Source organism: Pseudomonas sp. KBN12P06040, from assembly GCF_037574965.1.
GTDB lineage: Bacteria > Pseudomonadota > Gammaproteobacteria > Pseudomonadales > Pseudomonadaceae > Pseudomonas > Pseudomonas aeruginosa.
Map to the genome: position 1 here is coordinate 5,425,710 of NZ_JBBELS010000001.1, position 11,766 is coordinate 5,437,475.

Annotated in this window: 12 protein-coding genes, 1 tRNA gene and 1 pseudogene; 3 read left to right on the plus strand and 11 right to left on the minus strand. The window is 64.5% G+C overall.

The genetic code is table 11. The annotated features are described in order from the left end of the window. Positions 1-37 precede the first annotated feature (37 nt). Both ychF and VQ067_RS25650 read left to right on the plus strand, forming a co-directional pair. Complete coding sequence (gene ychF / locus VQ067_RS25645; protein ID WP_003099270.1) at positions 38-1,138, plus strand: redox-regulated ATPase YchF; 1,101 nt, start codon at positions 38-40, stop codon at positions 1,136-1,138. Positions 1,139-1,316: 178 nt separating this feature from the next. Then, positions 1,317-1,393, plus strand: a tRNA-Met gene (locus VQ067_RS25650). A 150-nt stretch (positions 1,394-1,543) separates the two neighbouring features. Here the strand turns inward: VQ067_RS25650 and VQ067_RS25655 are convergent. The 3 genes and pseudogenes from VQ067_RS25655 to VQ067_RS25665 form a co-directional block, all read right to left on the minus strand. Beyond that, positions 1,544-1,849, minus strand: coding sequence for a HigA family addiction module antitoxin (locus VQ067_RS25655; RefSeq protein WP_003111575.1), 306 nt, complete (start codon positions 1,847-1,849; stop codon positions 1,544-1,546). 11 nt (positions 1,850-1,860) lie between these two features. Then, positions 1,861-2,139 carry a type II toxin-antitoxin system RelE/ParE family toxin gene (locus VQ067_RS25660; RefSeq protein WP_003113526.1) on the minus strand — a complete coding sequence of 93 codons (279 nt, stop codon included), beginning with the start codon at positions 2,137-2,139 and terminating at the stop codon, positions 1,861-1,863. Positions 2,140-2,191: 52 nt separating this feature from the next. Then, positions 2,192-2,317 (minus strand): annotated as a pseudogene (locus VQ067_RS25665) (phage integrase); the annotation flags it as partial. A 150-nt stretch (positions 2,318-2,467) separates the two neighbouring features. Here VQ067_RS25665 and VQ067_RS25670 point away from each other — a divergent pair. Beyond that, positions 2,468-4,696 (plus strand): TonB-dependent receptor, encoded by a 2,229-nt coding sequence (locus tag VQ067_RS25670; RefSeq protein WP_033991161.1) that lies wholly within the window; start codon positions 2,468-2,470, stop codon positions 4,694-4,696. A 70-nt stretch (positions 4,697-4,766) separates the two neighbouring features. On the opposite strand, the gene can is transcribed toward VQ067_RS25670, so the two are convergent. The 8 genes from can to VQ067_RS25710 all read right to left on the minus strand — a co-directional run bounded on the left by can (position 4,767) and on the right by VQ067_RS25710 (position 11,764). Beyond that, positions 4,767-5,414 carry a carbonate dehydratase gene (can, locus tag VQ067_RS25675; RefSeq protein ID WP_003095021.1) on the minus strand — a complete coding sequence of 216 codons (648 nt, stop codon included), beginning with the start codon at positions 5,412-5,414 and terminating at the stop codon, positions 4,767-4,769. Between the two features lie 61 nt (positions 5,415-5,475). Beyond that, positions 5,476-6,714 (minus strand): C69 family dipeptidase, encoded by a 1,239-nt coding sequence (locus tag VQ067_RS25680; RefSeq protein WP_031686604.1) that lies wholly within the window; start codon positions 6,712-6,714, stop codon positions 5,476-5,478. A 198-nt stretch (positions 6,715-6,912) separates the two neighbouring features. Then, positions 6,913-7,365 (minus strand): ribosomal protein S18-alanine N-acetyltransferase, encoded by a 453-nt coding sequence (rimI, locus tag VQ067_RS25685; RefSeq protein ID WP_003095025.1) that lies wholly within the window; start codon positions 7,363-7,365, stop codon positions 6,913-6,915. After that, positions 7,362-8,198, minus strand: a complete 837-nt coding sequence (locus tag VQ067_RS25690; RefSeq protein ID WP_014603552.1) for a hypothetical protein — start codon at positions 8,196-8,198, stop codon at positions 7,362-7,364. The genes rimI and VQ067_RS25690 overlap by 4 nt, the downstream gene beginning before the upstream one ends. 124 nt (positions 8,199-8,322) lie before the next feature. Beyond that, positions 8,323-8,859 (minus strand): DUF6160 family protein, encoded by a 537-nt coding sequence (locus VQ067_RS25695; RefSeq protein ID WP_003095029.1) that lies wholly within the window; start codon positions 8,857-8,859, stop codon positions 8,323-8,325. A 30-nt stretch (positions 8,860-8,889) separates the two neighbouring features. Continuing rightward, a complete protein-coding gene (locus VQ067_RS25700) occupies positions 8,890-9,909 on the minus strand; it encodes a hypothetical protein (protein ID WP_033991163.1) in 1,020 nt (339 codons plus the stop codon). Position 9,910: 1 nt separating this feature from the next. Further along, positions 9,911-10,957 (minus strand): DUF6160 family protein, encoded by a 1,047-nt coding sequence (locus VQ067_RS25705; protein WP_003095033.1) that lies wholly within the window; start codon positions 10,955-10,957, stop codon positions 9,911-9,913. Between the two features lie 204 nt (positions 10,958-11,161). Beyond that, positions 11,162-11,764 carry a hypothetical protein gene (locus tag VQ067_RS25710; protein WP_003095035.1) on the minus strand — a complete coding sequence of 201 codons (603 nt, stop codon included), beginning with the start codon at positions 11,762-11,764 and terminating at the stop codon, positions 11,162-11,164. Positions 11,765-11,766: the final 2 nt, after the last annotated feature.

Below are 11,766 nucleotides of genomic sequence, written 5' to 3' on the forward strand. Positions count from 1 at the left end.
ACTTTTCTAGCGCCTGTCTGAGCGCGAGGGACATAGCATGGGATTCAACTGCGGCATCGTCGGCCTGCCCAACGTCGGCAAGTCCACCCTGTTCAACGCCCTGACCAAATCCGGTATCGCGGCGGAAAACTTCCCGTTCTGCACCATCGAGCCGAACAGCGGCATCGTGCCGATGCCCGACGCGCGCCTGAACGCCCTGGCCGAGATCGTCAAGCCCGAGCGCGTACTGCCGACCACCATGGAATTCGTCGACATCGCCGGCCTGGTGGCGGGCGCCTCCAAGGGTGAGGGCCTGGGCAACAAGTTCCTCGCCAACATCCGCGAGACCGACGCCATCGCCCACGTGGTGCGCTGCTTCGAAGACGACAACGTGATCCACGTGTCCAACAGCGTCGACCCCAAGCGCGACATCGAGATCATCGACCTCGAACTGATCTTCGCCGACCTCGACAGCTGCGAGAAGCAACTGCAGAAAGTCGCCCGCAACGCCAAGGGCGGCGACAAGGAAGCCCTGGCCCAGAAGGCCCTGCTGGAAAAGCTCATCCCCCACTTCACCGAAGGCAAGCCGGCGCGTTCGCTGCTGAAGAACCTCGGTGACGAGGAGAAGCGCCTGGTACGCAGCTTCCACCTGCTGACCAGCAAGCCAGTGATGTACATCGCCAACGTCGCCGAGGACGGCTTCGAGAACAACCCGCACCTGGATGTGGTGAAGGCCATCGCCGAGGAAGAAGGCGCGGTGGTGGTGCCGGTGTGCAACAAGATCGAAGCCGAGATCGCCGAGCTGGAAGACGGCGAAGAGAAGGACATGTTCCTCGAGTCCCTCGGTCTCGAGGAACCCGGCCTGAACCGTGTGATCCGTGCCGGCTACGGCCTGCTCAACCTGCAGACCTACTTCACCGCCGGGGTGAAGGAAGTCCGCGCCTGGACCGTCCGCGTCGGCGCCACCGCCCCGCAGGCCGCCGGCGTGATCCACACCGACTTCGAGAAAGGCTTCATCCGCGCCGAAGTGGTCGCCTACGACGACTTCATCCAGTTCAAGGGCGAACAGGGCGCCAAGGAAGCCGGCAAGTGGCGCCTGGAAGGCAAGGACTACATCGTCAAGGACGGCGACGTGATGCATTTCCGCTTCAACGTGTAATCCCCTTCCCGTCCCAGGAAAGCCCCGGCCAAGCGCCGGGGCTTTTCGTTCCTGCCCCTCCCCATCGCCCTCTCTCCGGCGATCCGACCCCTTCCGTCTAAACGATTGAAAGATCAGAAAATTATCTAGGCCCAGGGGTTGACAGCCCCGCCCGAGATACGGAAAATGCGCGCCACTCGGCTACATAGCTCAGTCGGTTAGAGCGCAGCATTCATAATGCTGATGTCCCAGGTTCAAGTCCCGGTGTAGCCACCATATTTTTCAAGGGGTTAGCGCAAGCTAACCCCTTTTTGTTTTGGTCGGCAGACTACAAACCGACTACAAACCGTCTACGCCCCCCTTTACCGATTTACGGTTCGCATAAAAAAGCCCCGCATCCGCGGGGCTCTACGATCAACGTCACCGCTATCCCTGAGCAAGCAGCGGCTCAATCTCATGTTCGATCTGCTCGCCATTCGCCGCATAAGCAGTTGCTAACGAATACTCACTCTGGAGATTCATCCAGAACTGAGCGGACGTATCAAAGTAACGCCCCAGACGAATCGCCATATCTGCGGAGATACCACGCTGCTCACGAACGATATCATTCACTGTCGGAGCGGAGACTTTCAAAGCGCGTGCTAGAGCAGCTGGAGAGATATCCAACTCCATCAGAAACTCATCGCGCAATATTTCCCCAGGATGGATGGGGCGCATACCATTGGTAGCCATGGTCCACCTCCTCAGTGGTAATCAACTATTTCGACTTCTTCGGGACCCGCATCCGTCCAGACGAAACAGACACGCCACTGGTCATTGATCCTGATGCTATGTTGGCCCGCCCGCTTTCCCTGCAACGGCTCCAACCGGTTTCCAGGTGGAGAGCGCAAGTCTCGAAGCTCCGTAGCCGCATGAAGCATTGCGAGCTTACGCGTAGCGACTGTGAGGATCGCTCCCCACCGTCTCGAAAGACCCGTCTCAAAAAGCTGACGAGTCTCGTCGCAGCGAAAGGTCAGAATCATTCATTAACCCTTAACGTTAAGCGTTAACTTCACTACAGATTACCACAGATCCTCATGTGGTCAATTTGTAGCCAGACTGAGTAATCGGAGAAAAGCGCATCGCCGATTCCAAGTGCTCCGGCGTTAGGTGCGCATACCGCATCGTCATCGAGGAATGCCCGAGGATCCGCTGTAGGGCCACGCCATGCGCAGCGCCCCGTGTCAGGCATTTCATCTTGCTTTGGAAGCCAGGCATGCCTCATTGAAACAGTTCGAATCATTTGATAATCATTATCGATTTGTTTAGCTTTGCCGCCCATCAAAACAACAGCAACTCGGACATCTCCTCATGCCCCGCTCCATCCCTTCGCGCCCGGCTCCCCTGGCGCTTTCCCTGTCCCTCTTCGCTTCGTTTTTCGCTCCTGCGCTGGCTGCCGATCCGGTGGAGCAGCAAATGGTGGTGATCGGCTCGCGCGCGCCGACCAGCATCAGCGAGTTGCCCGGCACGGTCTGGGTGATCGAGCGCGAGCAACTGGACCAGCAGACCCAGGCCGGCGTGCCGCTGAAGGAGGCGTTGGGACAATTGATCCCGGGCCTGGATATCGGCTCCCAGGGTCGTACCAACAACGGCCAGAATCTGCGCGGACGCAGCGTGCTGGTGATGATCGACGGAGTGTCGCTGAACAGTTCGCGGGGCATCAGCCGGCAGTTCGACTCCATCGACCCATTCAACATCGAGCGCATCGAGGTGATGTCCGGCGCCAGCGCGGTGTACGGCGGCGGCGCCACCGGCGGGATCATCAACATCGTGACCAAGAAGGGCGTCGGCGGCGACACTCGCTTCAATACCGAGCTGGGCGCCCGCAGCGGCTTCCAGAGCCATGAGGACCATGACCTGCGCGCGGCGCAGTCGATCAGCGGCGGCAACGACCTGTTCAACGGCCGCCTGGCCATCGCCTACCAGAAGAACGGCGCGGCCTACGACGGCAATGGCGACCAGGTACTGACGGACATCACCCAGACCGACCTGCAGTACAACAGGTCGGTGGACCTGATGGGCAGCCTTGGCTTCACTTTCGCCAATGGCCACAGCCTCGATCTCGGCCTGCAGTACTACGACTCCGGCTACGACGGCGACCGCGGCCTCGATCTCGGGCGCAACTTCGATGCCCTGCGCGGACGGGCACCCTATTCGATCAAGGGCGGCGTCGACCTCGACCGCGAGCCGGAAAGCAAGCGCCATCAGTTCAACGCCACCTACCATGCGCCGGAAGTGCTGGGTCACGACCTCTACCTGCAGGCCTACTACCGCAACGAGAAGATGGCCTTCAACCCCTTCCCCACCATCCGCTACAGCAATAGTGGCGCAATCAACTACGGCACTTCCTACTACTCGGCCTCGCAGCAGGACACCGACTACTACGGGATGAAACTGGCCCTGGTGAAGACCTGGGAGCGCGCCAGCCTGACCTACGGGGTGGACCTGGACCGGGAAAAATTCACGTCCGACCAGATGCTCTTCAACCTGCCGCTCGCCGCCGCCAGCGGCGGGCTGGTAGCCAGCGAACAGGCCAAGCTGGGCCGCTACCCGGACATCGATACCGACAGCCGCGCCTTCTTCCTCCAGGGCAGTTGGAAGGCCACCGACGACCTGACCCTGAGCGCCGGCGTGCGGCGCCAGTCGATGAGCACCGACGTCAGCGACTTCGTTGCGGCGAACCAGCAGATCCTCATCGCCAACGGCCTCGGCAAGACCGCCGACGCGGTTCCGGGCGGGAGCAAGGACTACGACGTCAACCTGGTCAACGTCGGCGCCATCTACAAGCTGAACCTGCAACAACAGGTCTGGGCCAACTACAGCGAAGGCTTCGAGCTGCCGGACCCGGCCAAGTACTACGGTTTCGGACGCTACGGCGCAGCCGACGGCAATGGCCACTACCCGCTGTTGCAGGGGGTCAGCGTGAACGACTCGCCGCTGGACGGGATCAAGACCAAGCAGGTCGAGCTGGGCTGGCGGCACACCGACGGTGCCCTGGATACCCAGGTGGCGGCGTTCTATTCCTGGTCGGACAAGAGCATCAAGTACGACTCGAAGACCCTGGCGGTGCTGCAGCAGGACACCAAGAAGCGCAACTACGGCCTGGAGGGCCAGGCTACCTACTGGCTGGACGATCACTGGCAGGTCGGCGTCAACGGCCTGGCCATCCGCTCCCAGGAGAAGGTCGACGGCCGCTGGCTGAAGCAGGACGTGACCTCGGCCAGCCCGTCCAAGGCCGGCGCCTTCGTCGGCTGGAAGGACGACCAGCGCAGCCTGCGCCTGCAGGGCGTGCGCACCTTCAACCTGAACGACGAGCCGGGCAACAAGATCGACGGCTACACGCTGTTCGACCTGCTCGGCACCCAGGCGCTGCCGGTGGGCACCCTCACCGCGGGCATCCAGAACCTGCTGGACAAGGACTACACCACGGTCTGGGGACAACGCGCCCAGGTCTACTACGGCGGGCTCGCACCAGCGGGACTGTTCGACTACAAGGGACGGGGGCGGACCTACAGCCTGACGTATAGCGTGGAGTTCTGAAGCCCGTCCTCGACAGTTCCCCTGTCCCTCCAGGGACAGGGGAACTCGTGGGAAAGAGCTTCCGCCTCTCTCAGCAGCAACCGCCCAGCGGACTCAAGCGATACTGCGGCGGCAACTGGTCGAGGCCGCTGACGGTGACGTTGAGGTTCTTCCACAGGCCATCCTTGATCCCGTAGATGCAGCCATGCACGGACAGCGACTGGCCGCGGTGCCAGGCGTTCTGGACGATGCTGGTGTGGCTGACGTTGGCCACCTGCTGGATCACGTTGAGCTCGCAGAGGCGATCGACGCGCTCCTCCTCGGTCGGCAACTGCTCCAGGTGCTCGCGGTATTCGTAGGCGAGGTCGCGAATGCTGCGCAGCCAGCCGTCGATCAGGCCGAGCTGGTCGTTGTGCAGGGAGGCGCGCACGCCGCCGCAGCCGTAGTGGCCGGTGACCAGGATGTGCTTGACTTTGAGCACGTCGACGGCGAACTGGATCACCGACAGGCAGTTGAGGTCGGTGTGCAGCACGACGTTGGCGACGTTGCGATGGACGAACAGGTCGCCGGGCAGCATGCCGACGATTTCATTGGCCGGCACCCGCGCGTCGGAGCAGCCGATCCAGAGGTACTCGGGGGTCTGCTGGCGGGCCAGCTTGGCGAAGAAGTCCGGGTCTTCCTGCTTGATCGCTTCGGCCCAGCGGACGTTGTTCTCGAACAGTTGCTGCAAGTCGCTCATGGCATGCCCCTCGTTTGACCGGTGCAGCACCTTACGGAAGGCGATGCCCGTTTGACAAGCGTCACAGCGCGGCGTGACTACGCCACCAGCGCTGCTGCGCCAGCGGCTGCATGGCGACCTGATCATGCCAACAGGCGTGCCAGACTGCGGCGTCCTCTGCCAGGCGCGGCCAGTCGGGCTGTGCGAGGTCGGCGAAGAGTTCCCGTTCCAGCCAATCACGGCCGCTGCGCAGGAGCCGGCGGAAGGCTCGGTCGGTGAGCGCGCGGCGGTGCACCGCCTCGAAGCGCCACCAGGGGGATTCCTGTACCGCCTCGCGCGGCTGGCTGAGCACGGCGGCGCCGGAGGCCGGATCGAAGGACAGCGGCTGGAACAGTCCCAGGCACGGCGCCGAAGTACCGGTGGCGGCCAGTAGCGGGCCGTCGTCGCGCAAGCGGGCGACCAGACTGGCGGTGGTCTGCGAAGGCCGCCAGAAGCTGCCGGCGTGCATGCATACCTGGCGGTTGTTGTGGCGGCGGAAGTGGTCCCCGCGCGGGCCATGGTGGCGCAGCGCGACGAACAGCGCGTGCCAGTCCGGCTCGCCAGGCAGACTGTCGAGGAAGCGCTGGTTGATCCGACAGCGCCGGTGCGCACCGCCGACCCAGGGTAGCAGGCGGGTGTCGAAGACCCGCGCGAAGTGGAAGTCGCCGCGACCATCCCAGCAGCCCTGGCGGCGTGCCTGGTCCTCGAGGTCGCGGCTGCACAGGTCGAATTCGTGGCCAAGGGTCAGGGCGTTGGAGATGGCCCAGCGCTCGACCTTCTTCGCCGCCCACAGGTTGCCGGCGGTTTCCAGCACCCAGGCTTCGCCGGGGTCGGCGATGAGAAAGCTGTTGTCGTAGCGGATGCGCTTGTCACGGTAGCCGGCCGGGCCGCCCTGGCCGTAACGCTGCAACAACCCGGTGATCACCTCTAGCGCCTCGCGGGCGCTGGCACCGCGCTCCAGTCCCAGGCGCAGCAGGTCCATGCCGAGCAGCGCGGTGCCGCGCTGACGGGTCAGCTTGGTGAACACCGCTTCGTTGCCGATGGCCACGCCGTGCTCATTGACGCCCATTTCCGCGCCCCAGATCCAGCTCGGCTGGCTGATCACCAGCGCATGTCGCTGGGCGGCCTGGGGAATGTCGAGGTAGGTGGTGCGCAAGCGCGCTTCCGGATCGTTGCGCACCGCCGGCAGGCGCAGCAGACGCTGCGGTTCGGCGGGCTCGCGGTCGCTGTTCTTGGCGAACCAGGTCTGGCCCTGGTGGCGAAGGATCAGGGTGTCGCACATGGGGGGCTCCAGTCTGCGCATCCTGCCACCGGCCGCTGTCGACCTGACTTCGCACTCCCGCGAAGGGTTACCGCATGAAGGGACCTGCCTGCGGTATGCAGGCGAGAATCGGAATGCTGGTAAGGGTACGGCGGTGCCAGAAGGCCAGCCAGCTACTCCAAGTGATAGCTAGTTGCCGGCAGGGAAGCGGAGCAAGCCTCAGTCGAACAGGGTGCAGGCCATGACCAGGGCGTCTTCGCGCCCGCCGACGGCGGGGTAGTAGTCGCGACGGCGGCCGATCTCGTTGAAACCGTAGCGTTCGTAGAGGCGGTAGGCGGCCTGGTTGGAAGCGCGCACTTCGAGGAAGCATTCGCGAGCCTGGTGGCCGGCCGCCTCGCGCATCAGGTGTTCGAGCAGGCGCAGACCGAGGCCACGCCCCTGGCTTTCGGGCTTCACCGTGATATTCAGCAGGTGCGCCTCGTCGAGGATGATCTGGATGACGCCATGGCCGACCTGCTGGCTACCCTCGAACATCAGCCAGCAATGGTAGTTCTTCAGGCCTTCGCTGAAGATGCCACGGGTCCATGGGTGGCTGAAGGCGGCATATTCGATTTTCAGCACGGCATCGAGGTCCGCCTCGGTCATCGGGCGGAAGGAAATCGCATCGCTCATTGAATCTCGCTCGACCAGCGCTGACGGACACGGCGCATGGCGCGCCACAGCTCGCCCTTGAGGGCGGGTTCTTCCATGAGGGCTTCCAGGCCCGGCACGGCCCAGGTTGCGCCCAGACCGTCCACCTGCAGTTCGCGGAACAGGCTGCCCTCGTCGCCCTCGCCGGCGAAGCGGATCGCCGGCAGGCCGACCAACCACAGGCAGCGGCTACGCTCGCTCTCCTCCATGCGCGCGGCGACGAAGCTCTGGACGAACTCTAGGGCCGCCTGCGGCCCCTGGTCGAGGTTGCCGCGCGCCAGCAGCGGCCAGCGTACCGGTTCGCCGATCAGCCGCGGGCTGTCCGGCAGGCCGGCGGCGCGCAGCAGGTCGCGCAGCAGCAGGTAACCCGGATCGCGGCTGGCGAAGGGTTCGCCGGTGGGCAGTTCGACCAGCAGGGTGCAGGAGCCCGCCTGCAGCAGTTGCAAGGCGAAGCGCGGCGGCGGGGCCTGGACCGCCGGCGGCTCGGCCGGGGCCTCTTCGACCGGCGCGACCGGCTCGGCTTTCTTCGCCGCCGGGGCGCCCGGCTTCGGCAGGCTGATCGGAATCCCCCGGCCTTCCGCGGGCGCGGCAGGAGCCACGCTTGACGCGCTGGCCGGCGCCTCGGCTTGCGGGACGCGGGCCTGCGGCGCATCGATCGCGGCGCGCGCACGCACAGGCACCGCCGGCTCTTCCCGGGGCGGGGTCTCCAGCAACTCCGGCCGCGAGGGTGCGGCGAACGGCAACGGCTGGCGGGGCAGCCAACTGGTTATCTGCATCGCGCCCAGGAAGGCGCGGCGACGCTGTTCTTCGATCAAATCTCGGGCACCGGCAATTAGGCGATGCGCGGGGACGGTTTCGCCCCCGGCGTTCAGGCAGGCAATGATAGCGGTTCTTCGACCTCGGCGGAGCGGCTTTGTCCCGCCATGCGACGGTTCGCCCTCAACGCGGGGCGACGGTGAAGATGTTGACGTTGCCTTGCAGCTTGAGGGTGCCGTCGATGCGTGCGCTGACCAGGTTGGTCTGCACCAGCCCAGGATCGGTACCGCGCGCCTTGTTGGCGCCAGCGATGGTGAAGCGCAGGTCCTGGAAGCTGGTGTCCTTCAGGCCGACGCGCAGCACCGGGCGGTTGAAGGCAGCGCCGTCGCCGCCGAAGCCGTCCTTGATGGTCACCACGTCCAGGGTGACTTCGTCGAAGCTGAACTTGCCGCTGATATCGTCGATCACCAGGTAGTTGTTGCCGCTGCCGGCCGGCTGGATCGCCAGGCGCGCGCCGCAACCGCCGGCGCAGCGCGTCTGCGAAGGATTTTCCTGGAGATTGAGCGAGGCGCTGATGCTGATCCCGGCCTGGCCGACCACGTCGTCCAGATCGCTATCGCCCAGCGAGCGCAACTCAGCCCCGGCCGAAGCGCTGAACAGCAGCGCCAGCGCCGCGAGGATGCCGATGCCGCCTGCCAGTGGATGAGTCTGCTTGGTCATGTGCTGCGTACCTCGTTTCCCGCCGCCACCTCAGAGGTTGTGCGACGTCACCTTCAGGTAGTTGAAGCTGAGCCCGGATATCTCGTTGCGGCCCATGTTGTAGCCGCCGGTCGGTACCTGCCCGTAGCCTGGCCGGGTACCGCCGATGTTGAGGTTTTCGATCACCAGGCTGGTGCGCGGCGCATTGGCGTAGAAGTCGGCGGCGTTGGCCAGGGTCAGCTTGGGCAGTTCGAAAGTGAAGTTGCCGTCGGCGGTGACCGAGAACAGCAACGGCTGCGACTTCCCGTAGCCAAGCGCGACGCTGGCATAGGCGTTGGTCAGGTAGACGGTGCGCGCAGCCTGCTCGGCGGCGCTGACGCAACTGGGCGAGCCAGCACCGCAGGACATGATCTCGAAAGTCTTGGCGTAGAGGTTCAGGCGCATCTCGCCAACCAGTTGGCTGCGCGCGTTGGCGCCCCAGAAGCGCAGGTAGGAACCGTCCATCGCCAGTTCGGAGAAGTCCAGGTTGAGCACATCGGTGCGCGTGGAAGTGACGCCGAAGTCGAAGCGGATGCCGGCGTCGACCTTTTCGCTGGCCCGGCTCGAGCAGTTGCTGCCGGCACCGGCGTAACCAGCGATGCACGGCTGGCCGCCGGCGCCGCTCACCAGGCTGGGGAAGGCCAGTTCGATCACGTCCGCGGTGTCCGGCAAGGTGCTGACCACCCGCCCGTCGTCGAGCTGGGTGGTCAGCACCGAACCCTTGGCCAGATTCAGCTTGAACGGGAAATTGAGACGGCCGAGAGTCACCGGCGCCAGGGTGCTGCCCTTGTTGCTGCCAGTGGCGGCGACGTACAGCTCCTTTACCGTGATCGGCACGTTCTGCCCGGTGGCGGTGTTGGTCACGCCATTGATCGCGATGGTGGCCTCGTTGCCGTCGACCATGGCGCTGTCGAGGACGAAGCCGATGCCGGCACCCTGCACGTCCGACAGTTGCTCGTCGTCGAGCGCTGTCATCTCGGCATGGGCGAAGGGGGCGGCCAGCAGGGCCGCGAGCAGGCAGGCGCGACTCATCTCAGCAGCCCTTGTTCAGGCCGCCCAGGCAGGTGTCCTGCCGTGGAATGCCATTGAAGGCCTGACCGAAGTCGACCTTGATCGGCGCCGTTCCATCGGCGTTGCGCGACATGTTGAGGAAGGCACCGGCCAGCGCGGCGACCAGCTTGGAGGGATCCTGCTGGTCGCGCCACTGGACGTTCTGGCTCTGCATCGAGATGAAGAAGCCTTTCGACGAGTCGATGAAGTTCTGCGCGTTGTTCGGATCCACGGTGCCGATCGGGAACGACTGGTACTGGGCCAGGTTGAAGCAGGTCTGGGCGCCCATCAGCTTGCAGTCGTTGGAGGTGAGGAAGGGCAGCAGGACGTTCACCAGGCTGCCGATGATGGTGCTGTCGTGCATGTCCAGGGCTGTGCCGTTCTTCAGGCCGATCATGGCAGCGCGGATCGGGTCGGGGTTGCCGGAGCTGTTCACCAGTTCGGCCTGGGCGGTGTATTGGGAACTGCCGGTGAGGGTGATGGCGGTCTTCGCCGCCAGGCAGTCGAGGGCCAGCAGGCCGCAGGAAATGCTGCCTCCCAGTTGGCTGCCGGTGCCGTACAGGTCCACCGGCACGTTGCCGGTGAGGGTCTTGATATCGCCCGAGAGGTAGCCCTTGGCTTCGCCGAAACCGATACGGATGCCGACCATCTTGCTACCGTCGTAGGCGAACTCGATGTAGGGATTGCTGATGAGGAACGGGTTGATCGCGCCGGTGGCGTCGTTGACCGTGCCCAGGGCGAAGTTGTCGATGGCGATGTCGGCACTGCCGGCAAGCTCGCCGCTGCGGTTGTACTGGCCCAACTGCAGCTTCTTCATGTTCAGTTGGGTCTCGATGTCGGCGCCGAAGTTGATGCGGGTGAAGTTCAGTCCGTTGGCGGCGTCGGTGGTGAGGTTGATGAAGGCCTGGCCGACCACGTCGGAAAGCTGGTCGTCGTCCAGCGACTCCATCCTCGCCTGGGCGGTGGCAGCCAGCAGACCGGCGCCGCAGAACAGCGCGCAACGCAGCAGGAAGGGCAGACGACGGGACATGGGCTCACCTCTTGTTCTTCTCGTGGCCGACGGCAGAGACACTGCGGCCTGTAGTCACTATAGAAAGCCCCGGGCGAATCGGGGCCGACCCATAGTCGAGAAAAACCGCCGAACGACGCGGTCGCCGCGCTCGCTGCAGCGGATGAGCGGTCGCTCGGCCAGGATGGATGTTACCCATCGTCACACGGGGGTAACGTCAGCCCTTCACTGCTGGCGGAACAGGCCGATCAGATGGTCGGCAATGGCACCCTTGATGGCGTTGAGGCTGAGCAGGGAGTGTGCGCTGAGGCGGGCGGGGTTGATCCGGTGCAGGTGCAGCGAGGGCATGCGCGCTTCGTACTCGCGCAGGTCGCCCTTGACCAGGATCGGCAGGAACACGTCGTCGTGAGCCTGGTAACGCTGGATCAGCAGTTTCAACCCTTCCTGGAACGGCAATTCCTTCGACGCCACCAGGCGGTGCTCGCCGGGAATCTTCAGGTAGAGCCCGCGATAGCCCATGGTCTCGCCCGGCAGGATATGGATCCCGGTGGGCTCCACCGCGGCCAGCGGGATATCGTGGAAGGTGTCGTGCCAGGCCTGCTCGCTGGGCAGGATGGTGATGCCGCCATGGTCGCTCTCGGGAATCACGAAGCTGTAGTTGCTGTAGAGCTTCTCGACATAGGCCGAGTAGATACACAGGCGGTTCTCGAAACGTTTGAGGAAGGCGATCGCCTCGCTGCGGTTGGTGATGGCATCCAGGTCCCAGGCAAGGTCACCCTGGTTCTGCAGTTCGGCCCAGCGGGCCTCGGCGTAGGCGGCGTCGTTCAAGA

Coding starts and splice junctions, on each gene's coding strand:
- VQ067_RS25705 (WP_003095033.1), bottom strand. CDS start 10,957: ATGTCCCGTCGTCTGCCCTTCCTGCTGCGTTGCGCGCTGTTCTGCGGC.
- rimI (WP_003095025.1), bottom strand. CDS start 7,365: ATGAGCGATGCGATTTCCTTCCGCCCGATGACCGAGGCGGACCTCGAT.
- VQ067_RS25670 (WP_033991161.1), top strand. CDS start 2,468: ATGCCCCGCTCCATCCCTTCGCGCCCGGCTCCCCTGGCGCTTTCCCTG.
- VQ067_RS25700 (WP_033991163.1), bottom strand. CDS start 9,909: ATGAGTCGCGCCTGCCTGCTCGCGGCCCTGCTGGCCGCCCCCTTCGCC.
- VQ067_RS25660 (WP_003113526.1), bottom strand. CDS start 2,139: ATGATTCTGACCTTTCGCTGCGACGAGACTCGTCAGCTTTTTGAGACG.
- ychF (WP_003099270.1), top strand. CDS start 38: ATGGGATTCAACTGCGGCATCGTCGGCCTGCCCAACGTCGGCAAGTCC.
- VQ067_RS25695 (WP_003095029.1), bottom strand. CDS start 8,859: ATGACCAAGCAGACTCATCCACTGGCAGGCGGCATCGGCATCCTCGCG.
- VQ067_RS25680 (WP_031686604.1), bottom strand. CDS start 6,714: ATGTGCGACACCCTGATCCTTCGCCACCAGGGCCAGACCTGGTTCGCC.
- can (WP_003095021.1), bottom strand. CDS start 5,414: ATGAGCGACTTGCAGCAACTGTTCGAGAACAACGTCCGCTGGGCCGAA.
- VQ067_RS25655 (WP_003111575.1), bottom strand. CDS start 1,849: ATGGCTACCAATGGTATGCGCCCCATCCATCCTGGGGAAATATTGCGC.